The sequence below is a fragment of the Mesorhizobium sp. HAY1-8B genome, from assembly GCF_056868045.1.
Genome location: NZ_CP200321.1, coordinates 2,558,944 through 2,583,311, shown reverse-complemented (window position 1 = coordinate 2,583,311; position 24,368 = coordinate 2,558,944). Strand labels below are relative to the sequence as shown.

Below are 24,368 nucleotides of genomic sequence, written 5' to 3'. Positions count from 1 at the left end.
CGCCCCCGACTTTAGATCGGCTTAGCTCAACGCCTTTCATGTCTTCATCCTCTTCTAGGACGTCGCCAAAACGTGTCTGAAAAGGACGCGCCTACCGAAAAATCGTTGTGCAGCCCCCTACGACGTGGGTCGCTCTTTCAAGAATAGCGGAACAGCTTTGCTGTTTACGACGTTGAGGAAAGTTGGACTCGGGCATGAGGAGGCGAATTGGTGGAAGCGCTTGACCGCAACCCAACCTCGGGTCAAGAGAGGGTCGCACCGGCGCACTCTGAAGTCTTGGTCGAATGTGGCTGCCAGTGAGACCAGAGCATTGACCTCGGGACCGAACCGGGCTCAGCAGCCACCCGGCAACGAGCCCTCGCTGATCGATGGAGAAGCCGCCAGTCGGGCTACATCAACAACGGAACGGAGCAAGGCAGCTCTGAGATCAGAAGATGGTGATCGCGGCCGCGACGCGGCGTGGCCGTCCGAGATTCCCGCGCTTGGCTGGAAAGATATTTTCTGGCGCTTGTGGGAAGAATTCAACAAGGACCGGGTTCTTCTCGTCGCGGCCGGCGCCACGTTCTACCTGCTCCTAGCACTGTTCCCGGCTTTGGCCGCGTTCATTTCAATCTATGGCTTTGTCGCGGACCCAGTTACGGTTGCCGACCATGTTGCATATCTCGGCGGACTGCTCCCGTCAGGGGGGCTGGACCTTATCCGTGGTCAGTTGCAGGCCCTTGCCAGCCAGAAACCTGGTGCTCTCGGCATAGGCTTCTTCATCGGCCTTGGCATCGCGCTATGGAGTTCCAACAGCGGCATGAAGGCACTCTTTGACGCAATGAATATTGCCTACGAGGAACGCGAAAAACGCAGCTTCATCACGCTCAACCTGATGTCGATCCTGTTCACGGTCGGAGCGTTGCTTATCGGCATCGTGCTGCTCCTAACCGTGGGTGTCGTTCCGGCACTTTTGCGTTATTTCTATCTTGACGCGTGGACGGAGACGCTTGTCGCGGCGTCTCGATGGCCGATCTTGGTCGGTGCGATGCTGACTGGAATATCCCTCCTTTATCGCTTCGGACCGAGCCGCGAACGAGCCAAGTGGCGCTGGCTGAGTTGGGGAGCCTTGATTGCGACGGTGGCATGGATCGCAGCGTCGTGGCTGTTCTCGTTCTATTTGCAGCATTTCGCCAACTACAACGCTACCTACGGATCGCTCGGCGCTGTCGTCGGTTTGATGATGTGGACATGGATTTCCGTCGTCATCCTCATCGCCGGCGCCGCGATCAATGCCGAGATGGAGCATCAGACAGCGGTGGACTCGACCACCGGCCCTCCGCTGCCCATGGGCAAGCGGGGTGCTGTGGTAGCGGACACTTTGGGCAAAACCGCAGACTGATATCTGACGAACACGCACTGTCCGCGAGAATGCGTGTTCGGGTCCTGTCAGCGCGCCTGGATAGGTCTCTACTTTGCGTCCTATGCCGCTTTGCTTTTCTTGGTTGCGGGCGGCTTTCGTTGTCTGCTGGGACACCAAGGACAAGCTGCGTTCAAGGAAAAATTGAACAGCGATGTCATAACGTGTCCGCTTGCATGCGGCGCCTGCTGCCCTTCCCCTTGCCATGCAACCAAAACCACGTTCCGCCGTTTTGTCCGGTTCGATATTTCGGGGGATAGCTTGGGACCATCCAGCGAGGACAAGGCGAGCGGTGCGGTTCGCAGTGCCGGAGAAATGGCTGAGCGTATCGGCTCGTTCGCCTGGAGCGCCACATCTATCGGGCCGGTCTCGTCATGGCCCACGCAGTTGAAGACACTCGTCGATCTCATTCTGGGCTCTGCACAACCTATGTTCGTCGTCTGGGGTCAGGATCGTATCTGGCTCTACAACGACGCCTTCATCCCGATCCTTGGCCGCAAACACCCGACCGCTCTTGGTCTGCCCAGCCAGCAGGTCTGGGCGGAGGCGTGGGAGACGATAGGCCCGATGTTTGATCTGGTTTACCAGGGCCAGTCTGTCCATATGGACGACATAGAGATCCGGATCGACAAGCATGGCGCGCCGGAAGAGACGCATTTCGCCTTCTCCTACAACCCCATTACGCAGCCGGAAACTGGGAACACCGCCGGCCTGCTTGGCGTCTGCACGGAAACGACCGATCGATTTCTGGCCGAAAAGCGCGAACGCCTCGCCGCTGAACGTCAGATCCATCTGTTCGAACAGGCGCCGGGTTTCATCATCATCATGCGCGGTCGCGACCATGTCGTTGAATTTGTGAATGACGCCCATCGCCAGGTTTTCAACAGCGGCGATTGGCTCTCGAAGCCTATCCGGGATGCCGTTCCCAGCCTGGAGGGACAAGGTTTTTTTGAGCGGCTGGACGACGTCTTCAAAAGCGGCACGACTTTTGAAGCGCAGGGCGTTCCTGTGCGATTTCGCCGCGCGGCGGATAGTCCGGAGGAGACGCGCTACCTGACGTTCATCTACGCACCGCTCTACGATGGCGGGAACATCATCACAGGAATATTCTGCGAAGGTTTTGACGTCACCGAAACATTTCGCGCGCGGAAGAGGAGCGCTGCCCTCGCCGAACTTGGCGACGTTGTGCGCCTGGTCGAAGACCCCGATGAGCTGGCCTATGCCGCGGCCGAAATCATTGGCAGGGAGCTGGATGTCAGCCGGGCCGGATATGGCACGATTGATCTGGCGAACGAGACCATCTCCATCGAACGAGACTGGAATGCCCCCGGCATCAAGAGCCTGGCCGGGGTGCTGCATTTTCGCGACTACGGCACGTATATCGATGACCTCAAGCGAGGGATCACAGTTGTCCTCGAGGACGCGGATACAGATCCTCGAACAAGCCAAAATCCAGCGGCTCTGAAAGCGATCAGCGCTCAATCCTTGATCAACATGCCCGTCACCGAACGGGGTGGTTTTGTGGCACTGCTCTACCTCAATCATGACAGGCCCCGCACTTGGACCGAGGAAGAGGTCGAGTTTGTTCGCGAAATGGCGGAGCGTACGCGCACCGCGGTCGAACGACGGCGTGCACAGGCGGAACTGCGACAGAATGAAGCTCGCTTGCGCTTCCTCGACCGACTTGGGAAGGAAACGTCGAACAGTGCGGACGCGGACGCGGTGCTTGAGATCACGACCAGGATGCTTGGCGCGCATCTCGGCGTCGCAATCTGTGCCTATGCCGATATGGAGCCTGACCAGGACCACTTCACGATTCGGGGAGACTGGCACCGACAAGGCTCTTCGAGCATCGTCGGCTATTACAGTCTCCGGGATTTTGGCCAGCTCGCCGTCCACAAGCTTCATCAGGGCCTGCCCTTGATCATCAACGACAATCGCGCCGAGTTGCCGCCTGAAGAGGCCGCGACATTCCAGACCATCGGCATCGCTGCAACCATCTGCATGCCCCTGGTCAAAGAGGGTCGCCTGAGCGCGCTGATGGCGATCCACGACAGCGCTCCGCGGGTCTGGACGCAAAACGAGCTTGCACTTCTCACCGAGGTAACCGAGCGGTCGTGGGCGCATATAGAACGGGTCAGGTCGGATCAGGGCGCTACCGAGACCGCGGAACGGCTGAGCCTGGCCACCCAGGCGGCGGCAATCGGAATCTGGGACTACGACCCGGTCACCAACCGTTTGCGGTGGGACGCGCAATGCCGTGCATTGTTCGGCATTACGTCGACCGATGAGGTCTCGTACGAGGGCTCCTTCATCGCCGGGCTCCATCCAGACGACCGCATCCGCGCAGATGAGGCAGTCCGGCGGGCAATCGCTCCAGACAGCCTGGAGGGATTTAGCATCGAGTACCGAACCATTGGCCTGGAGGACGGTATCGAGCGTTGGGTGGCGGCAAGCGGGCATGCCATTTTCGAAGCCAGCAAAGCCGTTCGATTTATCGGCACCGTGATCGACATTTCCGACCGCAAAAAGGCCGAGCGACACCTCAAGATCATGAACGATACCGGAGTGGCGGTCGCTGCCGAACTCGATCTCGACAAGATCGTGCAAATCACCACCGATGCCGGCGTAGAACTTTCCGGAGCGCAGTTTGGCGCTTTCTTTTACAATGTGCTCGACGATCAGGGCGGCAGCTACATGCTCTACGCCCTGTCGGGTGCTCCACGTTCGGCCTTCCAAAATTACCCCATGCCACGCGCGACCGCGGTGTTCGAACCGACCTTCCTGGGGACAGGCGTCGTTCGATCGGACGATATTCTCAGGGATCCTCGATACGGCAAGAATGCGCCACGCAAGGGCATGCCTGAAGGCCATCTGCCGGTTCGCTCCTATCTGGCGGTGCCGGTCGTGTCGAACTCCGGCGAAGTTCTAGGTGGTTTGTTTTTCGGTCACGCAGACACCGGCAAGTTTCGTCCTGAGCACGAGAGTGCTCTTCTAGGCATCGCCGGCCATGCAGCAACGGCGATCGACAATGCCCGCCTGTTCCAGTCAAGGGAGCGCGAGTTGGCTGAAAGGCGGCGTGCGGAGGCCGCACTGCAGACACTCAACTCCACGCTCGAACAGCGCGTCATCGACGAAGTGGCGGAACGTTCGAAGGCAGAGGAACAGCTGCGGCAGGTTCAAAAGATGGAGGCCGTCGGCCAATTGACGGGGGGGATTGCGCACGACTTCAACAACATGCTTGCGGTCATCATCGGTGGGCTCAATCTGCTTCAGCGCAAACTGTCCAAGGGTGAGACAGACGTCGGCCGATTTGTCGAAGGTGCCATGGATGGGGCTCACCGCGCCGCCGCCCTTACCCAGCGGCTCCTGGCCTTCTCGCGACAGCAACCGCTCAAGCCGGAGGCCATCAATGCGAACCGCCTGGTCGGCGGAATGACGGATCTCTTGATGCGCACGCTCGGTGAGACGATCAAGGTGGAGACGGCTTTCGGTGCCGGCCTCTGGCAGGTCAAGGCCGACCCCAGCCAGTTGGAAAGCGCCTTGCTCAACCTCTCGGTCAACGCACGGGACGCCATGCCCAACGGCGGCAAGCTGACCATCGAGACGTCGAACGCCTATGTCGATGAGCGATACGCTCGCGAGTCGGCCATTGCGGCCGGACAATTCGTGCTGATCGCAGTGACCGATACCGGTATGGGCATGAGCCCGGATGTTCTCGCCAAGGCCTTCGACCCGTTCTACACGACCAAGGGGGTTGGCAAGGGGACCGGGCTGGGCCTCAGCCAGGTTTACGGTTTTGTCCGGCAATCTGGCGGCAACGTGAAGATATACTCGGAGCCGGGCGTCGGCACGACGATCAAGATCTATCTGCCACGGCATTATGGCGGCACCGAGCAGGATTCTCCCGAGCTCAAAGCTCGGTCGATAGATGGCGGACTGGCGAGCGAAATCGTCATGGTGGTTGAAGATGAGGATCGCGTCCGCGCCGTGTCAGCCGAAGCGTTGCGCGAACTTGGCTACACGGTCGTCGAAGCCAGTGGCCCTAGCGAAGCGATCAAGCTGATCGAAGCTGGGCAGCAATTGTCCCTGCTCTTCACCGACGTGGTCATGCCGGAGATGTCCGGACGGCAGTTGGTGGATATCCTGCGCAGGAACAACCCCAAGCTCAAGGTTCTCTACACCACGGGCTACACGCGCAACGCCATCGTTCATAACGGCATCCTCGATCCTGGAACGCAGCTTTTGCCAAAGCCATTCAGCCTGGAAGACCTCGCCGAAAAGGTGAGGACGATTCTCGACGATCCTTCATAGAACGCACCAGGCCGGCATCTCGGCCGGCTCGACGGAACGATTTGGATGCACTGTCGTTTGCCCTGAGCCGAAACAGGATGAATGACATGGTCGCGCCGCGTGCCGTCTGGAAAGGCTTCTTGAAGGTTGGCTCGGTTACCTGCGGGGTCAAGATTGTCGGCGCCACAAGCGAAGCCTCGAAGATCCACTTCAAGATCTTGAACCGCAAGGACGGACTGCCTGTCAAAAGCGTCTATGCCGACGAGAAGACAGGAAAGCCGGTCGAAACGGAAGACCAGGTCAAGGGTTTCGAGGTCGAGAAGGACGAATTCGTTCAGATCGAGCCGGACGCCATCAAGGCGCTCAAGCTCACCTCGGATCACACATTGGAGGTGGGTGAATTCGTCGCGATCAGCGAGATCGACACCCGCTATCTGGAGAAGCCCTACTACCTCATTCCAGCCGACGGCGCGGCCGTCGAGGCTTACGGCGTGATCCGCGATGCCATGAAGAACAAGGGCGTCGCAGCCCGATCCTGCATCGTGCTCTATCAGCGCGGCAGGGAAGTTGTGATCCAGCCCTACGGGAAGGGCATGGTGATGACCGAACTTCGAAACCACGACGAGATGGTTTCCGAAGAGAGTGTCTTCGATGGTCTGACCAAGGCAAAATACGATCCAGAGTTGCTCGAAATCGCCGGCATGCTCATCGACAAAAAGGTGACCACTTTCGATCCCTCGAAATTCGAAGACACCTACGAAGATGCGCTGATTGCCATGATCGACGCGAAGCGCAAGGGCAAGGCGCCTCCAAAGGCGGCGCCCAAGCCGCACGAGAACGTCGTCAACCTGGCCGAGGTGCTCAAGAAGAGCCTCACGCAGGAAGGATTAGCGACGCCTAAGACGAGCAACCCTAAGCGCAAGAGCGCTTAGTGCAAGCCCGCACAGACGCGATCAAGGAGCCGTTTGTGACCCAATTGACTGTCGAGCAATGTCGGGCGGCGCGGGCTCTGGTGGACTGGTCACAGGCCAGGCTTGGCGCCAAAGCGCAGGTCAGTGAGGGAACCGTTCGGGACTTCGAGAAGAGCAAGCGCGTTCCGTCCGGCGACATGCTGGTCGCGATGCGATCCGCGCTTGAGCGCGCGGGCGTTGCCTTTCTAGGTGATGGAGAGACGATCCATGGCGGACCAGGCGTTCGGCTCAAGACGCCAACGGCGCCGCGCTCGCCTATCCAGGATGGCGAAGCGGGAATTATTCAGAACAGCGAAATGTAAGCCGCCGCTTGGATCGGCCCATCGGTGACGTTACCTTTGATCGTTGTAGGGCTCTTTCGTTTGTCCAACCATCTTCGCCAGCTCCGAAAACGATAGAATGTCGGATTCGCCTTGGGAATTGTTCGCGATCTGCAGAAGACGGATTGGAAAGCAGACGGCGTCGCGATTGGCCGGCGGCATGTCTTCGTAGGTGCGCTCATCGCCCGTGAAATTGGCTTCGGACTTCCGCAACGCGATATCGATGTCGTCGACTGAAAGCAGGCCTTTGTGGACCAGCAAATTGTTGATCGACGCGACCGCCATCATCAGACCTTCAAGCTGAAGATTGGCGACGTTCATGGCCTGGAACTCTTTACCTGGTCGGATGGGTTCTGCCCGTCCGACTGGTGAGTCTTGTCGTCCACCTCATTGACGGGCCGTGTCAGTCCAACGCCATTCTTTGGTTTCTTGTTTCCGGCCGCGTCCTGAGAGAATGCATCCGAAGGATCGGCGCCGGTCTTTGCCGGATATTTTGTTGCCCCGGTTTCGCGATGGTTTTCGTTGTCAGACATGTGTTGGTTCTCCATGTGGGTCAAAGATAACCACCCCCGGCAGTGCTAGTTCCGCTCCAGATGGAACATTCCCTATGGCCGGTCGTTGGCCAGAAAGGAGACATGGAAATGGCCAAGATCAAAAACCTCGGCGCGGCGATTGTCAGGGAGCCGGAGCCAGCCGGCGCCAAAATAGAGCGTAAAGGCCTGAACGGCAGCGACGAGGATCAAGCGTCACGCACCCCTAAGCCCGCAGGTGCTCCTCCTAAAAACAAACGTCCGCGGGCCCTTCCCTCCCAGACAGATCGATGCGCGGCCCGTGGCCGGCAAAACACCTCGTGCGACCAACCGACCGGGAGAATAATCATGCCGCCCAAACCAGAGCCAAATGAAGAACCGCCGGTCGATGCCCCGGCCTGGACTCCCGACGTGCGAGAGCCTGACCCGGATCTTCTGCCGGACGAACTTCCTCTCCCCAATCCCGACGAGAACCGTGATCCCCCGAAGCGGGCTCTACAATGAGCATCGATGAGGTGCGCAGCGGTGGCTGCCTTTGCGGTGCGGTTCGCTTTTTGGTGAGAGGCGCACCCCTGCGCGTCGGACTTTGCCATTGCCAGGATTGTCGGCGCACAAGCGGCAGTGCGTTCACCTTCCTCGGCGTTTGGCCGCGACCTGCTTATCAAGGCACTGGAGACCTGCGGGCTTTCGAAGGACGGAGCTTTTGCCCAGAATGCGGATCGCGCGTTGCCTCGCTGCGGGAGGAAGAGGCCGAGATCATGCTCGGGACCCTCGATAGTGCCCCCAGCGATATCATACCCGGCTATGAACTTTGGATCGGCAGTCGCGAACCTTGGCTGATGGATCTGCGGTGGGCTGAGCAGTTTGAGCGTGACCGAGAGCCGCGTGCGATGGACGCCCCATCAACTGAGCCTGGAATCCCAGTTCCACCTCAGCAGCCGGATAGTTGACTGCAACCGGGCGTGTCCTGCCCGTCAACCATGCGGGTCGACAGCGAGCGATGAGGAATGGGTAGTGGCCCAGCACACACGGCCACGCATGCACTTGAGGCCCCGTCCCCAACCTCTACTATCGAATTTCGCCATTTGACCGGGGACATGATGGGCAACGCGACAGCAAGCAATCTGTTTGGACGCGCCAGGCGCTGGGCTATCGCCTTGACGCAGCAGAAAAGCGTCACTGGAACCAATGGCGAGGCGTCGTTTGGATTGTGGTTCGCCAACATGCTTGGCGCGGAGACCGTGTTTCGGGACGCAAAAATCTGGACGATCGAGATCGAACCTGGGGACGGCCGCCACTGCGTGGCAATGCTGGTCCGGGGTACGGGGCAAGGCACCATTGTCCTGACAGGGCACTACGACACCGTCTCGACCCATGACTATGGTCAACTGGAAGACCTGGCGACCGAACCTGAACAGCTCACCCCTGCCCTGGCCAAGAGCTTGCACATGGCCGAGACGTCCGCCGCCCAACTGGCCAAAACGGATCTCGCCTCGGGAGAATTTCTTGCCGGGCGTGGCCTCCTGGACATGAAGGCTGGCCTTGCCGCTGGATTGGCGGTCTGCGCGGAATTTGCTGACCGTGCCGGGCCCGTCGGCAACTTGTTCTTCATCGCCGTGCCCGACGAAGAGAACAATTCCGCAGGCGCGCGCAGGGCTGTCCAGGTGCTGCCTGAAATAGCCAGGGAGCATGACCTCGATATTGCGGCGGCCATCAATCTTGACGCCATTACCGACGATGGCGACGGCAGCAAGGGTCGGGTCATCGCGTTGGGAACGGTCGGCAAATTGCTGCCGACTGTTTTCGTGGCGGGCGTTCCCGCCCATAGCGGCTTTCCCTTGAATGGGCTCAATGCGGGTGCGCTCGCTGCCGCTATCGCAGCGCGCATTGAATGGGCGCCGGAGCTTACCGACGGTTCCCAGGCGCTGCCGGGAACACCGCCAAGCCTTCTCAGTATCCGCGATGACAAGGCCGGCTATGACGTGACCACGCCTGCGACAGCCTTTGCCACGTTCAACGTGCTGAGCTATCGGCGAGCGCCAGACGAGGTGCTGGAGCGTTTCGACAGGCTGTGCCTCGATGCGGCGAGAGACTATCAGGCGCAACTCACTCGACGGATCGGTTCGAGTCGCAGCGATTTCATCGAGAGCATCTCCCTGTATCGGTACGAAGCCGTGCTGGGTCGCCTCGGGGCGGAAGCGATACCGAAGCTTGACGCGCTCAGCGCTTCCGTCGCCGCTGGCGCACTTTCTTTGCCCGAACAATGCCGGATCGTGACCGAGGAAGCCTGGAAGCTGAGCCAGCTACCAGGCCCGGCAATCATCACGGGGTTTGGCTCGACCCCTTATCTGGCCACGAACCTTTCAGATACGCCAATGGCAGCGAGACTAAGGGCAATCGCCTCCGACATAGCAGCTGGATCGAGCGTCCGTTACGGCAGCGCTATCAGTTGCACGGAGTACTTCGCCGGCATTTCGGACATGAGTTTCTTTGGCGAGGCCGCCGCGTCGGGTTTCGATGTGGTCGGCAGGAACACGCCAATGTGGAGGGACGGGGTTCGATGGCCGAAGGCAAACGGGTTAGCCAATATACCGACCATCAACATCGGCCCATGGGGTCGAGACTACCACACGCCGCTGGAACGTTTGCACAAAGGCTATGCGTTCGACGTCCTGCCACGGATCCTCCGGGATGTCTGCGAGGCACTCCTCAACTCGACTGTCCGGTGATGTGGAATGAGCGCCCCTGTGGCACGACCGATGGCGAATGGCTCATGTTTTCAATATCTGCGCGAACGTGCACTGTTTCGGACCCTTGTCAGGGCGCCACCGCATGAACTTGGTACCGTGTCGGAAGCGATCGCCGGTGACATGGTCGAACCGGACTTCCACCACCAGTTCGGGCTTCAGTGGCTCCCACTCCCCGCTCCTCTCGGTGCTCCAACGGCTCGGTCCCCCCGGCGCTTTGCCGGTAAAGCCCGGAGGCGCGCGCAAAGCCTCGAGTTGTCGGGTCAGCGCTGATCGATCCTCCTGCGCGATCGTCGACGTAAATCCCACATGGTCGAGCTTGCCCTGGGTCGTTGTAGAGCCCAAGCAACAACGATCCGACCTCGCGCGCGTTCGCCAAGTAGCGAAAGCCACCGACCACACAATCGGCTGTGCGCAGCCGCTTGACCTTGACCATGGCGCGCTCGCCGGGCCGATATTCGTCGTTGACAAGCTTGGCGACAACGCCGTCTGTTGAACCGTAACCAGATTCGCCAAGCCATTCCGTTGCCGTTGTCAAATCCCGAGTACAACGCGACAATTCGAGATCGGCATGTCCCGCTGACTTAACGAACGCATCCAACGCCTCGCGCCGCGCAGACAGCGGTTGACGCATCAGGCTCGCATCCGGACTTGCCAGCATATCGAACAGGATCAGCTTGGCCGGTGTTTCGACAGACAGTTTCCGAATCCTGCTTTCCGCCGGATGCAATCGCATCTGCAGCGCAGCGAAAGAGAGCGAGCCGTCGATGTCGATGACGATCTCACCATCGACCACGAAGTCTTTGACCTTCAGCCCGCGCAACATCGAGACGACTTCCGGAAAATAGCGGCCGAGCGGCTTACCCGATTTTGCCCGCAGGTCCACCTCATTGCCGGCTTTGAACGCCAAGGAGCGAAAGCCATCCCATTTGGGTTCGTACTGCCATTTGCCTCTATCACTCGGCAAGGCGCCCGCGGTCTTTGCCTCCATCGGCTCTGTCTCCAATGGAACGGCGAAAGCAGGTCTATCTGTCTTCGAATTCATGATCCGAGCTTCGCAGGTTCGAGTCGATTGATTGCTGTGCTGCTCGACCTTGCGGAACGGTCCTCGTCAGCCCAGGCGACCTCTTCAGCAAGCCAGGCACTGTTTGGACTGGCTATATCCTTGGATCATGCCGCGATAAGCTTTATCGGAAAGTTTAGTTCCATTCGTCGGCAGTCGCTGGCGTTTCGTCAGACCTAGGCTTTTCGGAGATAAGCCCTTCGCCGGCAGAGGTGAGTTGTGGGTTCCGCATTCTCCACGAGCATCCCGCGGTTTCCCTCAAGCCGGTTAAATGCATATGTGAACCAAAGCGGTCAACCGGCATCTCTTTTGCCTGGCTGCACCTTCTCGGCTTTTCGGTTTGGGAGGGAACCTAAGCGACTATGGGAGCTTGGGGTAAACGGCAGGTTCTTCAGCGGTTCCTGCTGCGATCAAGACCCAATCTTGGTCGGCCCGCGCCTCTGCCGAGTGGCGCGGGCCAGTCCCACTGCCGAGTGGCCAATCACCTTAAGGTCACGCGCGTCGCGATCGCGCCGAAGCCAGGAATGATTCTGAACCGGACTGCGTCGACCAACGAGACGCTCTATCTGTTCCAACGCAACCGAGAGGGGGAAAACTGCCTTCTTCAGACCAGCCATTAACCAGGACGCGTTGGTGACGCGAAGGTCCGATCCCCGCGGCGTCGCCGCGCAGATATGTTTGCCCCAGGACATCTCTCCGCAATGCTGCGGATGCCGAGCATAGGCAGCGACGCGAAGGCCTACTTCACAAAGCTGTTGTGTCCAACCTGGGAGTTCCATGCATGCTGCACGTCGCATATTGGAATACGCAGCCATCGTTGCGATGATCGCGCCGGCAATATGGTTTGCGCTCAACTATTGGTGACCTGAACAGATGATGTGGGGCTACTCCGAACCACCCGCCACAAAATGGTCGACCATATCAGCGACGCCAACGCCGGGTGTCCCGGAGACAACTCGGGCTTCAAGTCCCATGAACCTCCATCGGTCCCTTCCGCAGGAACTCTAGACTAGTCATCTGGGCACGCAGCTTACTCAGGTTTCCGACCTGTTGGCGGCTGCGGGTTGTTCTGACTGCTCGTAGCTGAAAGCGCCGCGGGGATTGCTGTCCTTCGTGTGGCTACGGATCTCGGTGTGTCGCCAGTCGCCTCCAGGAGACCGCGGGTCATCGTTAGAGGCGATTGAAGGTCTTGGCGAGCCCCTGTCCTTTCGCGCCAAGTCAGCCCTGCAAAGCTTCAAGATGCTGGGTGCGGTAGATTGGACTCGGCGCCAACCGCAAGGCAGAACCTTCGTCCGTGATCACGGAATGTTCCGCTCAATTGGACTGGGCTAATTGTCTTTCTGGCAGTGATTGCCAGATCCCGCCAGGCTCACGCGGGCTGTCAGGCAAAGCTTTCAGCAGCGGGCTGGCCGCCGTCAAAAGCCCGCCGCCTCATTTGCGAAGCGACGGGCCCACCCCACCCCCAACTTACCGATCAATGTAATTGCGGTGCCAATCCAATGTGACCCGTTGTGGGACATCTATTCGATCCTGGCATGGCAAGCGCGGCATCTGGCGGAGCTGGAAGTCGAGCCGAACCGCGCCTGTCCCTGGTGCATCATGACATTTATCCGCGCTTTAACTAATTTAGGCCATTATCGTTCAGACGTTCTATCGACGCGGGGGCGAAGTGGAATGACCGACCTTGCAGAAGAGGGTGAACTTCCAAGAGCCTATCTGCCAGCACGCTGGCGAACGTTGGCTATCGCGACACTCCGGTTTGTCCCCCCGGTCATTTCGGCGGTATGCGCGATCTTGGTTGGCTATTTCACCTACGAAACCACCTACAGAAGACCTCCCGCAGACATCTCTGCGCTGGCAGTGTCAATATTAAAGTCCAGCGACGCTTCACCGGAAATGAGAGATTGGGCGGCGGACGCCCTAGGGCTTCAGACTGACATTCCAATGCCGGCAAAAACGATCCGAGGGAATTGAATAGACGGTGGAAAGCACCTGCTGAAACCGAAAGCCTAGCAGTTACAAACAACCCATCGATCTGCTCGGACGGCAACCACCCGTCCCTTCATGCAAAAGCGTGAAGAGCGGGCGATCGCTAGCGCAATACGGTCTTCCAGCAACCCCAGAAATCATTCAAATATGTTGTCCGCCGCCAAGGAGTACAATATTCCGCTGGGCAGCAAGTCTGTTTTTCCGCAGAGAAGCGAGGCACAACAGATGACGTCATTGTGGCCAAGCGCCCCGTTTACCCGGCTAACGCACGCAAATCTCCCAAGGATTCATTTAGCCGTAAAGAACGTTAGTAGCACCTTCCCTTTTTCGCCAAGCAGACAGACGAAGCGGTCCGGTGCACCGGTTTTGCCATTTCGAGCAATGTATGCCTCGCCCAGAACGACTGTCTTAATCGGCACAGTCTCTACCTTGGTGTCAGCCGCGCTAATCGCAACGCTTTCCATGTCAATGACCAGGTCGCTGATGTCTTTGGCCTGCTCCTGCAGAGCCAAAAGACCGGTGGATTTGCAAGCGGTAATCGCTGCGTCGATAGGGGTCTGCGATAGCCCGCTGCCTGTCGACAGTCCAAGAATGAAAAACGCCGCTGCGAATTTATGGAACCACATATCAATCCTCCCAACGGACGCCCCACCCCAGGGCGGGAACTAACGCCCCATGGGAAGACGCAAATCGGCAATTGGTTCCGAATGGCCGACTGTTATTGGAAACCAAATAGTCGGCGCCGTCGATGCTCGACTGGGTTGGGCGCTGGGCCTGGCGGTTCTCCAAAGGGGAGCCAGCGCTCCACTGGCGGCGAAAAAGCGCGGGCCGGTCGGTGAACGATCCGCGTCGTGGTTTGAAGGGCATCCCCTCTCGCAAGGATCCATATTTAGAGATCACCAATGTGTTGATCTCATTTGAGTGAAAGCGGTCTTGTCTGAGCGCTTCAAACTCGCGATTGCTGGCTGGCACTGCGAATGTATTGAGCCCTATCTTCGCGGGTACGAGTTTGCGCTAGTCTAATATGGCGCTAGGAGGGTTCCAATCGTTACAACCTCGATTATTGTCGAAGCATCACCGCAAGCTGATGTTTGAGCCTGGCGGCTAACGTCGGACTTTGCCCAATCTTCGTGAATCCGCCATCCTGTCTGGCGGCGATAAAGGGCACTCAAAGTGCCCGGTGTGGCTGGCGCACGACCAAGCCGTTGAAGCGCGTATCCCCGGTTGGCCAGCCTATCCGGCTGTGAACCCCGCGAGCAGTGCGCTCAGCTGGGGCATCACACCTTTCAGATAGGCGGCATCGCCCTCGCCTTTCGGGAACAAAGCTTCATAATCTGACGAAAGTTCGACCAGAACATCATGGTCAATTCCAGCTTCTTCGGCGAGGCACATAGCCATTTTTCCAGCGAATTTCGCGGCATAGTCAGCCTCGCGGCAGTACCCATCCCTGAACAGACTGACGGCGTCGGTGAGGCACTGACACAGGAAACTGTATTCTGGCGCGTCTTCGATCAGGCCGGCCTCGCGTGCTGCGTCAAACGAGGGGAGAGAAAGCTCCCGGGCGACATCCACGATCAGAGCCTTGCATGTGGCTATGGTCTGCTTGACCCTGCCTTCGTCGTCACTCAGCCCGTAGCTCCATTCGACAAGCCCGAGGACTCGCAAATCCCCCAACGTTTCCAGATCGCGTATCACCCACTTTGGCTTCTGGTAGCGAAAAGTGGCGTGTGAAAGGACCAGATAGCAGAGAATATCGCAGACCGACCGCATCTTTCCGGCATCGAACGAGTGGTGGTCACGGATTTCCTTCGCGATCTCGTCCAGAGCCAACTCCGCGCTCGCAACAAGGTCGTCGCATTCGGCAGGATCAGGGCTCATGTCCGCCACGATCCTGGAAATTTGGACGGAGAGGCTTTCTGGATCGTAGATCGGCAGCGCCGATCCGTAACGCGATGCGCGTTTCAGGTCTTGCATCGACCCTTGCATTCCTTCCAACTCCCGTCGGAGGTCCTCCAAGGATATAAAGGAAGTCTCGACGGTTATCCCATCCAGCGTTTTTGGAGTCGGTGATGTCGCCTCCGTCTCGAATGGAGGTCGACCGTTCCGGGTGTCGCCCAGGCCGGCGCTTTCAACTAGCCTCCGACAACCGTCATCGCAATATTATGTACATATTTTGTACATTTAGATTGACGATTTGCTATCTTCGAACGTAGCGTTGGGTGGTCCAGGCGAGCGCCTGTGCACAACTCAATCACACGGGAGAACTGCACCGATGATATTTCGAGCCCGATCGGCCGCCATTGGCCTGGCCTGCATCGCCTATGCCGCGCTTGTTGGATCCGTGCTGCCGGCAACGGCAGAGACCACGAAAGAACGGGTCTTGAAGGAAGGGCGCATCGTCATCGGCATCCACAACCGTTCGCCATGGGGCTACAAGAAGGAGGGAACCGGCGAGCTGCTCGGCTGGCATCCGGATCTTCTCAGGGCTGCCTTTGCCGACCTCGGCGTCAAGCAGGTCGACTTCGAGGTCACCGAGTTCGGCGCCTTGATCCCTGGCCTGATGGCCGGCCGTTTCGATGCCGTTGCATCCGGACTGTCGATAACGCCGGAGCGATGTCAGCAGGTTGCCTTCGGCGCTCCCGACCTGAGGTCCGACGACGCGGCGGTCGTTCTCGCCGGCAACCCCAAGGCGATCCACAGCTATGCGGATCTTGCCAGGAAATCCGACGCAATCATGGGCGGCGGCCGCGGCAGCAATGTCATCAAGAACGCCATTACCGAGGGGGTGCCGGAAGACCGCATCCTGCAGTTCCCCGACATCGAAACCAACATCGCGGCACTGCGCGCCGGCCGCATAGACGCGGCTCTGTTCTCTTCCCCGACGGTGATCGGGCTGCTTGCCGGCAACAAGAGCCCCGATCTGGAGCGCGCCAGCCCATTCACGACGGACGAGAAGTCGATCAGCTACATCGCGATCGCGTTCAGAAAGGACGATGGCGATCTGCGCGACCTCTACAATCAGGGTCTGGCGAAGGTCATGTCGAATGGCACGATCGCCACCATCATGGCGAAGTACGGATTTGGCGCCACGGAAAACGTGCCGCCAGGATTGACGACGTCGCAGTTGTGCGGAGCCGCTAACTGAACGCCATCGGCAACAGAATCCAGCTGGCATCAACAGCGCGGGCGGCGGCGCGCTAGCGGGGGCGGCGCCTCTGCCGACAGGCCTCTCATCGTCATTCTGCGTCGCTGGATGGCAATGTCTACGGGGATTTCCTGCCGCAGGCCTGGCCGCTTGGCGAGGCGCCTGCCAAGCGCGGCGACGAATGCCTCTTAGCGTTCGTTAGCCTTCGCGCGCCGCCTGCGCCATCGGTTCGCGCCAACCAGAAGCGGATTAAAACGGCCAAGGTTTCCAGCGAGATGCCGGCGCTCAGGCGCGCGATCCGGCGGTCGGTCCGGTCGAGACGCCTGGAGATCGCCGCCTCGCATTGCGGACATCGCGGTCGAGAGTGCACTGGAGCGTTCGTTGTCGGACTTGTTCAGAAGTTCCTGTGCGGCGCCAAGACCGCCGCTGCCAACTGACGCGTCGGCATCATATGCGATCGCGTATATTTTCCTTGTATACGCGATCGCGTATATCTCTATTTTATACGCAACTCCGTATATTGACGAATAATACGCGATCGCGTATATTGCAGGCGTGGAGACTCATCATGACAGACCAGATCGCTCGCAACGAAAAACAACTCGGAGCCATCCTGCGCCGCGCCCGCAAGAACGCCGGGCTCACGCAAGGCTCACTCGGCAACCAGATCCACCTGCGCCAGGGTACGGTCTCCCGCCTCGAGGCCGGCGAGCCCGCGATGCAACTCCGCACCTTGATGGCCGCCCTCTCCGCCCTCGACCTTGAACTCGTCGTGCGCGCGCGCAGCAAAGGCAGCTCTGCTGATATCGAGGATCTGTTCTGATGGCACGGCGCCGGGTTCACATCCTCTTGAATGTCTTTCTGAACGGGCGCCTGGTGGGCATCCTGCGCAGGGAATCGACGGGCGCCATCGACTTCCAATACGGCCGCGAATGGCTGGACTGGCGCGGCACCTTCCCGATCTCACTCTCGCTTCCTTTGCGGGAAGACCGCTATATCGGCACGCCGGTGACCAACGTCTTCGACAACCTGCTTCCCGACAATGACGCCATACGCACGCGTGTTGCCGAACGCGTCGGCGCCGACGGCACCGACGCCTACAGCATGCTGGCTGCGCTCGGCCATGACTGCGTCGGCGCGTTGCAGTTCCTGCCCGATGGCATGGATCCAGGCCCTCCCGGCAGTGTCGAAGGCAAGCCGGTCAGCAACGAGGACGTCGCCGGAATCATCGAGAACCTTGCTGCCGCTCCGCTCGGCCTGGGCGAGGATGAGGACTTTCGCATCTCGATTGCCGGTGCGCAGGAAAAGACCGCCCTGCTGCGCAAGGACGGAGGCTGGTTCAAACCGATCGGCACGGCAGCGACCACCCATATCCTGAAGCCGCAGATCGGCCGGCTGCCGAACGGCATTGATCTCTCCAACAGCGTCGAGAACGAGTATCTGTGTCTTAAGCTGCTGCAAGCGTTTGGCGTTCCCGCCGCCCAGGCGCAGATCGCTGACTTCGGCAAGCGCCGCACACTGATCGTGGAACGCTTCGACCGGCTGTGGGCCCGCGACGGCCGCCTTCTGCGCCTGCCGCAGGAAGATATCTGTCAAGCGCTGTCAGTGCCGCCGACGCGCAAGTACCAGTCCGATGGCGGTCCCGGCATACGCGAGATTGTCGAGCTCTTGAAGGGTAGCGATACGCCTGATGAAGACATCGCCACCTTCTTGCGCACCTGCATCTTGTTCTGGCTGATCGGCGCGACTGACGGCCACGCCAAGAATTTCAGTATTTTTCTCAGCCCTGGCGGACGATTCCGCATGACGCCCCTTTACGACGTGCTGACCGCGCAGCCCAGCCTTGATACCGCGCAGATCCCTCGCAACAAATTCAAATTGGCAATGTCGGTCGGCAAGAACAGGCACTATTCGGTACCTGACATCATGCCACGCCACTTCCTGCAGACCGCTGACATTGCCGGCGTGGGTACCCCTGTCATGCGCAGAATTTTCGATGACATCGCTGAAAACGTGGAGAAGCAGGCCGACGAGGTGATCATGTCGCTGCCCCGCGGCTTTCCTGAACAGCTTGTCGACGCGGTCAAGTCGGCTATCGGCAAGCGGGCGGCCCTCCTCGCCGACAACAAGGCTGATGCCATCGACTGATCGAGGTGTGCGGCGAACCGGCTGCCGGGACTTGCTCGCTCATCCTGTTGCCGCTGCTGATGATCATCGTCGTCACCGGTGCAACGACATTGTCGTCGCGTGACCGCCGGCGTCGCGTATCGCCATCATCATGATGAACATCGCCATCAGGCTCCGAGCCAGCCGTTTATTGGCCTTGCAATCCGTCAGGGTGGGTTTCGCTGTTGTCCATCGGATTGATATCCTCGGAAATCTCCTGTCGCAGTTTCGGCCCCTTCGCCAGGCGTCTCCCCAACGCCGTCACGAAGGCTTCGTAGCGCTCGGCCGCCTTGGCGCGCGCGGCCTGGGCGGCGGGCTCGGGCAACGCCGGCGTTGTCGCCAGCCAGAAGCGGACGAACACCGCCAGTGTCTCGACCGCAATGCCGATATCGCGCTCCTGCCTGGCCAGGCGGCGATCGACCTGGTCGAGGCGTTTGGCGATAGCGGCCTCGCGACGTTCATCCGCATCCGGCGACAGAAACGAAGCCAGCGCTGCTTCCGCAATCATGGATTGGGGTTGATTGCGCCGTGCCGCATAATCGCCAAGCATCGTCATGATGACCTGATCGAGATAGACGGAAATCTGCGCCTTCTTTTTGCGAGCCATCATGGCGCCTACAACTCCATGCCGTCATCGGGGTCCAGGGAGGTCTGCCGCGCAACGCCCTGCACGAGGCTCGCCAGGCGCCGGTTGCGGACAGCATCATCGTCGTCGTCATCGTCGTCCGGTCCCATCTCGAATTCATTCTCGATGGGCGCCGCCTTCTCGACCGCCTGGGCCCGATTGAGTTCGGCCTGCAGGCGGCGCTCCGATCCCGTCGGATCGCCATCGTCCTGCTGCAGCAGGCCGGAAGCTTGCGCGGCCTCCAAGTGAGCCAGGATCGGCAACTGGCTCCAATCGTCAGGGCTGGCCTCTCCGGACCGCGCCAGTTCGGGTGGCGGCAACACGCGCTGCTTAAAACTGGCATCCTCGTAGTACCGGGCCTTCTTGGCCCTGATCGGCGGCGCGCCTGCCACCATGACGATCTCGTCGGTCGGCGGAAGCTGCATGATCTCGCCAGGAGTGAGCAACTGGCGGGCCGTCTCTTGCCGCGACACCATGAGATGCCCGAGCCACGGCGAGAGCCGGTGACCGGCATAGTTCTTCATCGCCCGCATTTCGGTTGCCGTGCCGAGTGCGTCAGAGACACGCTTGGCGGTTCTCTCGTCGTTTGTGGCGAAGCTGACGCGGACATGACAATTGTCGAGGACCGAGTTGTTGGGACCATAGGCCTTCTCGATCTGGTTGAGCGACTGCGCGATGAGAAAGCTTTTCAGGCCATAGCCCGCCATGAAAGCCAGCGCGCTCTCGAAGAAATCGAGGCGGCCCAGCGCCGGGAACTCATCCAACATCAGAAGCAACCGGTGACGGGTTGTCTTGGTATGCAGGTCCTCGGTGAGGCGGCGACCGATCTGATTGAGGATGAGGCGGATGAGCGGTTTGGTCCGGTTGATGTCCGAAGGCGGCACGACCAAATAGAGCGTTGCTGGTTGCCTCCCCCCAACGATGTCGGAAATTCGCCAGTCGCAGCGCCGCGTCACCGTGGCAACAACCGGATCGCGGTAGAGACCGAGGAAGGACATCGCGGTGGACAGCACGCCCGAGCGTTCATTGTCGGATTTGTTGAGCAGCTCGCGCGCCGCACTGGCGATGACCGGATGCGGGCCGGCGTCACCGAGATGCGCGGTCTTCATCATCGCGGCAAGCGTCGATTCTATCGGGCGCTTCGGATCGGAGAGGAAGGCCGCGACGCCGGCGAGCGTCTTGTCCTGCTCGGCGTAGAGAACGTGGAGGATCGCGCCGACCAGCAGGGCGTGACTGGTCTTCTCCCAATGGTTGCGCTTTTCCAGGCTCCCTTCCGGATCGACGAGAATGTCGGCGATGTTCTGGACATCGCGGACCTCCCATTCGCCGCGACGGACTTCCAGAAGCGGATTGTAGGCTGACGATCTCGAATTGGTCGGATCGAAAAGCAGCACGCGACCGTGCAGAGCGCGAAAGCCCGCGGTGAGCTGCCAGTTCTCGCCCTTGATGTCATGGACGATCGCCGAGCCCGGCCAGGTCAAAAGCGAAGGGACCACCAGGCCGACGCCTTTGCCGGACCGGGTCGGGGCGAAGCACAACACGTGCTCGGGCCCATCGTGGCGTAGATAATGGCGATCATAGCGCCCGAGCACGACACCATCGTTGTCGATCAGGCCCGCTGCCTCCACCTCTCGCTGCTCTGCCCAGCGCGCTGACCCGTAGGTATGGACATTCTTGACTTCGCGCGCCCGCCACACCGACATGCCGATGGCAACAACAATCGAGAGGAAGCCACCGGACACGGCGATCAATCCGCCTTCCACGAAGATTGACGGGGCGTAGGCATCGTAGAAATACCACCACCAGAACAGAGCGGGCGGATAGTAGACAGACAACCCAGCAATCTCGAACCAGGGTGGGCCAAGCCCGGCCTGGAAACCGAGTTGCCATGCGGTCCATTGCGTTGCCGCCCAGGTGGTCGATAAGACGACCAGGAAGACCGTGAGGATCTGACCCCACAGGATTTTCGTGGCGGACATGGCGTGGTCCTTTCTTCCGTTGTCAAAGTCCGAGCCCCTTCTTGCGGCCGAAACTCCAGTCGATGCCGCCATCGCCGCGCACGACACCGGAGACGTGCTGGCCGAGATGTTTTTCAAGTGAGGGCGTCCAGGGGACCAACTGGAAGCCGAGCCCGTCGTCGATCATGGCGAAACGGCCGGAGGCGAGTGACAAGCGCTGGCGATAGGCGCCGGCGACAAAGTCTCCGCTGGTGGCGCGCTTGAAGGGCTTATCAGTGTCGGCCGCGAGCCTGTCGCCAAGCGTCCCCAGTTCCGCCCGCCGCAGTGTATCGAGCAGGCTTCGGGTGAAGATGATGCGTCTGCCTTGCCGCTCCGCGAGCCCCTGTTTGACAAGATGTTCGGCGCGCCGGTCGAGGGCGTCACGAACCTCGGCGCCGAAGCCGGCCTCGGCCAGGGCGGCCGGTTCGCGCGCGATTGCCTGACGGTCGAGCCAGGTCGCACCGGATGCCGTGATCTGCTGATCCACTCCAAGGTCGGAGCGCACGGCGAGTGCGGCGCGGCGTTGACCGCGCGCATCATCGAATTTTCGCAGCTCGACAATCGTTCCCGGTGCGCCGTCGCCAGCTGCCTCCAGATCGGAGAGCTTGATGTGATGGGTGCGTCCGTCGACGCCGTCGACCACGGCATAGGCCGTGCCGATCAGTTCGTCATCGAGCCCGCGATCGATCAGCCGGCCGATGACCGGCGTCTCCAGGCTCTCCGCGGCCGGGACATAATTGGCTGAGCCACGCTCGATGCCAGCCGCACTCATCGCGCGGTGGATGCGCTTGATGATGTCGCCGCGTTCGCCAAGCGCACGCAGTGTTGCTTCGGCCCTTTCGTCGATTGCCCATTGGCCAGGCCCGGCCTGGCGGGCAAGACCAAGGGTCTCGAGCATGCGCAGGCGACCGATTTTCAGAGCTTGATACTCGTCCAGTTGCCTTAGGCGAGATGGCGCGAGATCGATGATCCCGCTGTCACGGCTGTCGCGAAGCAACTGCCGATCGAGTTGCGTCCACCGCTCCGACTGGATCTGGCTTTCGAGTCTATGGCGGATATCGCGATCGGTGCGCGGACCCAGTTCCTGGGTCACCAGATCGCGAGCCCGGTCGCGCATGCCTTCCTTGATGTAGTCACGCGCGATGACCAGATCTTGGCCATCGTCGCGGACGCCACGCACGATCAGGTGAATGTGGGGATGCTCGGTGTTCCAGTGATCGACTGCCACCCAGTCGAGCCGCGTGTCGAGGTCCTTCTCCATCTGCCCCACCAGATCGCGGGTGAAGGCGTTGAGGTCCGCCATTTCGAGAGCGTCGTCCGGGGAGACGATGAAGCGGAAATGGTGACGATCGTCCTTGGCGCGAGCGGCGAAGGCCGCGCCATCGGCATTCTCCGTCCCCGGCCCGAACAGATGCCCCTTCTCCCCGTCCCGGCTGACGCCCTCGCGGCGCAGATAGTTGAGGTGGGTGCCAAGCGCAGCGGCGCGCGCGGAATGACGGACGACTCGCGCCTTGACGACGGCGCCGCGCGACCGCGAGGTGATGAGGCGGTTGGCCTGGATGCTGGCGCGCTGACCGTGACCAAAGCGGGAGCGGCCTGCTTGAACAATCCGGCCCGAGCGAGAAATACCACCGCCGGCCTTTTTCGCCGCGGCCAACACCTGCGCGATGAAGGGCCGGGCCTGCTGGGCGCGCGTGGAGCGGATGCGCCCGGGTCGAATGCGAAACTCGCGCTCATCAGCCATGGCGCGGCACCGCAATGTGAAAAAAAGAAAACAAATACAATATCTTGGCTGCTTCATACACATTGCGCCCATGGCCGGCAATGTGCGGAACGCGCCAGAAAATAAAGCAAGAACAACCACCCGACCGCCGCGCAATGTGCGCCCTTTTATCCTGCCGTCCCTCGGTTGTTGCCCTGTGCTCCGCGCGCCTCATTGGCTGCGACGTCAAACGAGACGTCAGGGGGCGATCTGACGGAGACTTCGTCATGGCTGCGATGTCCGCACGTCGGACCCAGTGAACAGCTGGCGCGGCTGCGAAACGGCCGCGAAAAGTCTGCGCACCAACGGTGACGACGAGACCTCGACGGAAGCGTCTTCGCCGGACGAAAGCCCGGAAGCGGGCATGGACCCGGACCGCGCCGGAAACAGCGGCGCGACCTTCCAGCTGACGGCCTTGGCATGACCGGCGGTGAGCGCGCCGCGTGCATCACCGCCGCCCCAGAAAGGGCGAAGCGTCGCAACATAAGCCTGGGTCTCAGCCGGCAGCGGACGGCCCTTCAAGGAGGCTTCGTAACGCCCTGGGCCCGCATTGTAGGCGGCCAGAAAGCCCGGTGAACCGTATCGATCATACAGCTCGCGAAGATAAGCGGCGCCTGCAAGGATGTTGTCATGTGGATCATAGGGATCGCGGCCGAGCTGGTGGCGAAGGCGCAGCTCGGCAAAGGTTGCGGGCATGATCTGCATCAAGCCCAGGGCCCCCCTTCGTGACACGGCGCGCGGGTCGCGGGCGCTTTCGAGGTGCATGATTGCCCGTATCCAGCGCTCGGGAACACGGAAGCGATGCGACGCCTCGGCAATAGGCGCGGCATAAGGATCGTCCGCGGATGCGCGTGAGGCGGGCGGGGACTGTGCGAAGGCCCCCGTCGTTGCGTGACAGACGATCAGCATGCCGCCGATAAGGCAAAGTGCTTCTCGCCGACCAGGCAATCGACTGACGGGGCGGCTCTCGTCCGCACGTTTCGTCACCGATGGCCCACTCATCGAGCACGCTCCGGCCGCGATTTCGGCCGCATCCAGCGCAGCGACCAGGAGCCGTCGTCGATTCGGAAGAGACCGGCGCGAAAGCGCCGGCCGAAAAGCGGATCTTCCAACCGGAACGACAGATAGTCGCCGGCAGTCTGTCCAGTTTCCTTCCAGGCCGCGCCGACCTCGGGGCCGCTGCCGTCGCCGATGTGGATACGGAAATCCGGCGCTTTGCCGTCAGATATTCTGGTCGGCACGAGCACCAGCTCGGCATCCACGAGCAGCGTTCGAATGCGACCGGAATAACCAGATTCAGTTTTGTGGAAGACGCCGATCTCGGCCATGGATTATCTCCTTCCTCTTGTTGGCTGGACTGA

General features: G+C 60.4%; 17 protein-coding genes and 3 pseudogenes. 10 read left to right on the top strand and 10 right to left on the bottom strand.

Features of this window, described 5'->3' with window-relative positions:
• Window positions 1-310: 310 nt before the first annotated feature.
• From AC1VON_RS12185 to AC1VON_RS12170, 4 genes are all read left to right on the top strand, one after another.
• Window positions 311-1,381, top strand: a complete 1,071-nt coding sequence (locus AC1VON_RS12185; RefSeq protein ID WP_483122541.1) for a YihY/virulence factor BrkB family protein — start codon at window positions 311-313, stop codon at window positions 1,379-1,381.
• Between the two features lie 333 nt (window positions 1,382-1,714).
• Complete coding sequence (locus AC1VON_RS12180; protein ID WP_483122538.1) at window positions 1,715-5,713, top strand: GAF domain-containing protein; 3,999 nt, start codon at window positions 1,715-1,717, stop codon at window positions 5,711-5,713.
• A gap of 86 nt (window positions 5,714-5,799) precedes the next feature.
• Window positions 5,800-6,624: a non-homologous end joining protein Ku gene (gene ku / locus AC1VON_RS12175; RefSeq protein ID WP_483122536.1), complete on the top strand. Its 825-nt coding sequence runs from the start codon at window positions 5,800-5,802 to the stop codon at window positions 6,622-6,624.
• Window positions 6,625-6,659: 35 nt separating this feature from the next.
• Window positions 6,660-6,965, top strand: a complete 306-nt coding sequence (locus AC1VON_RS12170) for a helix-turn-helix domain-containing protein (RefSeq protein ID WP_340163189.1) — start codon at window positions 6,660-6,662, stop codon at window positions 6,963-6,965.
• Window positions 6,966-6,995: 30 nt separating this feature from the next.
• Here AC1VON_RS12170 and AC1VON_RS12165 read toward each other — a convergent pair whose 3' ends face one another.
• Complete coding sequence (locus AC1VON_RS12165) at window positions 6,996-7,304, bottom strand: hypothetical protein (RefSeq protein WP_483122531.1); 309 nt, start codon at window positions 7,302-7,304, stop codon at window positions 6,996-6,998.
• 320 nt (window positions 7,305-7,624) lie between these two features.
• On the opposite strand from AC1VON_RS12165, the gene AC1VON_RS12160 reads away from it, so the two are divergent.
• The 3 genes and pseudogenes from AC1VON_RS12160 (at window position 7,625) to AC1VON_RS12150 (ending at window position 10,242) form a co-directional block, all read left to right on the top strand.
• The gene (locus AC1VON_RS12160; RefSeq protein WP_483122529.1) at window positions 7,625-8,017 is read left to right on the top strand and encodes a hypothetical protein; all 393 of its coding nucleotides are present in this window, start codon (window positions 7,625-7,627) and stop codon (window positions 8,015-8,017) included.
• A pseudogene (locus AC1VON_RS12155) lies at window positions 8,014-8,388 on the top strand (GFA family protein); the annotation flags it as partial. The gene AC1VON_RS12160 and the pseudogene AC1VON_RS12155, both read left to right, overlap by 4 nt.
• Before the next feature lie 225 nt (window positions 8,389-8,613).
• Complete coding sequence (locus AC1VON_RS12150) at window positions 8,614-10,242, top strand: M20/M25/M40 family metallo-hydrolase (RefSeq protein WP_483122524.1); 1,629 nt, start codon at window positions 8,614-8,616, stop codon at window positions 10,240-10,242.
• A 42-nt stretch (window positions 10,243-10,284) separates the two neighbouring features.
• On the opposite strand, the pseudogene AC1VON_RS12145 reads toward AC1VON_RS12150, so the two are convergent.
• From AC1VON_RS12145 to AC1VON_RS12135, 3 genes and pseudogenes are all read right to left on the bottom strand, one after another.
• Window positions 10,285-11,305, bottom strand: a pseudogene (locus AC1VON_RS12145) (ATP-dependent DNA ligase).
• Between the two features lie 2,294 nt (window positions 11,306-13,599).
• Entirely contained in the window at window positions 13,600-13,938 is a 339-nt protein-coding gene (locus AC1VON_RS12140; protein ID WP_140774509.1) for a hypothetical protein, read from the bottom strand.
• Window positions 13,939-14,545: 607 nt separating this feature from the next.
• Complete coding sequence (locus tag AC1VON_RS12135; RefSeq protein ID WP_483122516.1) at window positions 14,546-15,286, bottom strand: hypothetical protein; 741 nt, start codon at window positions 15,284-15,286, stop codon at window positions 14,546-14,548.
• Window positions 15,287-15,584: 298 nt separating this feature from the next.
• On the opposite strand from AC1VON_RS12135, the gene ehuB reads away from it, so the two are divergent.
• On the top strand, window positions 15,585-16,457 hold the full coding sequence (gene ehuB, locus AC1VON_RS12130; protein ID WP_483122513.1) for an ectoine/hydroxyectoine ABC transporter substrate-binding protein EhuB: 873 nt from the start codon (window positions 15,585-15,587) through the stop codon (window positions 16,455-16,457).
• Window positions 16,458-16,486: 29 nt separating this feature from the next.
• Here the strand turns inward: ehuB and AC1VON_RS12125 are convergent.
• Window positions 16,487-16,797: pseudogene (locus tag AC1VON_RS12125) on the bottom strand (hypothetical protein); the annotation flags it as partial.
• A 228-nt stretch (window positions 16,798-17,025) separates the two neighbouring features.
• Between AC1VON_RS12125 and AC1VON_RS12120 the strand changes: the two are divergent.
• Window positions 17,026-17,280: a helix-turn-helix domain-containing protein gene (locus AC1VON_RS12120; RefSeq protein ID WP_064982438.1), complete on the top strand. Its 255-nt coding sequence runs from the start codon at window positions 17,026-17,028 to the stop codon at window positions 17,278-17,280.
• The gene (locus tag AC1VON_RS12115; RefSeq protein ID WP_483122507.1) at window positions 17,280-18,605 is read left to right on the top strand and encodes a type II toxin-antitoxin system HipA family toxin; all 1,326 of its coding nucleotides are present in this window, start codon (window positions 17,280-17,282) and stop codon (window positions 18,603-18,605) included. Before AC1VON_RS12120 ends, AC1VON_RS12115 begins: the two co-directional genes overlap by 1 nt.
• A gap of 166 nt (window positions 18,606-18,771) precedes the next feature.
• Here AC1VON_RS12115 and AC1VON_RS12110 read toward each other — a convergent pair whose 3' ends face one another.
• From AC1VON_RS12110 to AC1VON_RS12090, 5 genes are all read right to left on the bottom strand, one after another.
• Window positions 18,772-19,233, bottom strand: coding sequence for a CopG family transcriptional regulator (locus AC1VON_RS12110; protein WP_483122502.1), 462 nt, complete (start codon window positions 19,231-19,233; stop codon window positions 18,772-18,774).
• 5 nt (window positions 19,234-19,238) lie between these two features.
• Window positions 19,239-21,227, bottom strand: a complete 1,989-nt coding sequence (locus AC1VON_RS12105; protein WP_483122499.1) for a conjugal transfer protein TraG — start codon at window positions 21,225-21,227, stop codon at window positions 19,239-19,241.
• Between the two features lie 22 nt (window positions 21,228-21,249).
• Window positions 21,250-22,989: a relaxase/mobilization nuclease domain-containing protein gene (locus AC1VON_RS12100; RefSeq protein ID WP_483122497.1), complete on the bottom strand. Its 1,740-nt coding sequence runs from the start codon at window positions 22,987-22,989 to the stop codon at window positions 21,250-21,252.
• A 243-nt stretch (window positions 22,990-23,232) separates the two neighbouring features.
• A complete protein-coding gene (locus AC1VON_RS12095; protein ID WP_483122493.1) occupies window positions 23,233-24,009 on the bottom strand; it encodes a lytic transglycosylase domain-containing protein in 777 nt (258 codons plus the stop codon).
• Entirely contained in the window at window positions 24,006-24,335 is a 330-nt protein-coding gene (locus AC1VON_RS12090) for a DUF736 domain-containing protein (RefSeq protein WP_483122488.1), read from the bottom strand. Before AC1VON_RS12090 ends, AC1VON_RS12095 begins: the two co-directional genes overlap by 4 nt.
• Between the last annotated feature and the right edge of the window lie 33 nt (window positions 24,336-24,368).

What these genes read in the sequence shown, in the direction of transcription:
- AC1VON_RS12180 (WP_483122538.1), top strand. Translation starts at nt 1,715, where the DNA reads ATGGCTGAGCGTATCGGCTCGTTCGCCTGGAGCGCCACATCTATCGGG.
- AC1VON_RS12095 (WP_483122493.1), bottom strand. Translation starts at nt 24,009, where the DNA reads ATGAGTGGGCCATCGGTGACGAAACGTGCGGACGAGAGCCGCCCCGTC.
- AC1VON_RS12115 (WP_483122507.1), top strand. Translation starts at nt 17,280, where the DNA reads ATGGCACGGCGCCGGGTTCACATCCTCTTGAATGTCTTTCTGAACGGG.
- AC1VON_RS12140 (WP_140774509.1), bottom strand. Translation starts at nt 13,938, where the DNA reads ATGTGGTTCCATAAATTCGCAGCGGCGTTTTTCATTCTTGGACTGTCG.
- ehuB (WP_483122513.1), top strand. Translation starts at nt 15,585, where the DNA reads ATGATATTTCGAGCCCGATCGGCCGCCATTGGCCTGGCCTGCATCGCC.
- AC1VON_RS12165 (WP_483122531.1), bottom strand. Translation starts at nt 7,304, where the DNA reads ATGAACGTCGCCAATCTTCAGCTTGAAGGTCTGATGATGGCGGTCGCG.
- AC1VON_RS12160 (WP_483122529.1), top strand. Translation starts at nt 7,625, where the DNA reads ATGGCCAAGATCAAAAACCTCGGCGCGGCGATTGTCAGGGAGCCGGAG.
- AC1VON_RS12090 (WP_483122488.1), bottom strand. Translation starts at nt 24,335, where the DNA reads ATGGCCGAGATCGGCGTCTTCCACAAAACTGAATCTGGTTATTCCGGT.
- AC1VON_RS12150 (WP_483122524.1), top strand. Translation starts at nt 8,614, where the DNA reads ATGGGCAACGCGACAGCAAGCAATCTGTTTGGACGCGCCAGGCGCTGG.
- ku (WP_483122536.1), top strand. Translation starts at nt 5,800, where the DNA reads ATGGTCGCGCCGCGTGCCGTCTGGAAAGGCTTCTTGAAGGTTGGCTCG.
- AC1VON_RS12135 (WP_483122516.1), bottom strand. Translation starts at nt 15,286, where the DNA reads ATGCAAGACCTGAAACGCGCATCGCGTTACGGATCGGCGCTGCCGATC.
- AC1VON_RS12100 (WP_483122497.1), bottom strand. Translation starts at nt 22,989, where the DNA reads ATGGCTGATGAGCGCGAGTTTCGCATTCGACCCGGGCGCATCCGCTCC.
- AC1VON_RS12105 (WP_483122499.1), bottom strand. Translation starts at nt 21,227, where the DNA reads ATGTCCGCCACGAAAATCCTGTGGGGTCAGATCCTCACGGTCTTCCTG.
- AC1VON_RS12110 (WP_483122502.1), bottom strand. Translation starts at nt 19,233, where the DNA reads ATGATGGCTCGCAAAAAGAAGGCGCAGATTTCCGTCTATCTCGATCAG.
- AC1VON_RS12120 (WP_064982438.1), top strand. Translation starts at nt 17,026, where the DNA reads ATGACAGACCAGATCGCTCGCAACGAAAAACAACTCGGAGCCATCCTG.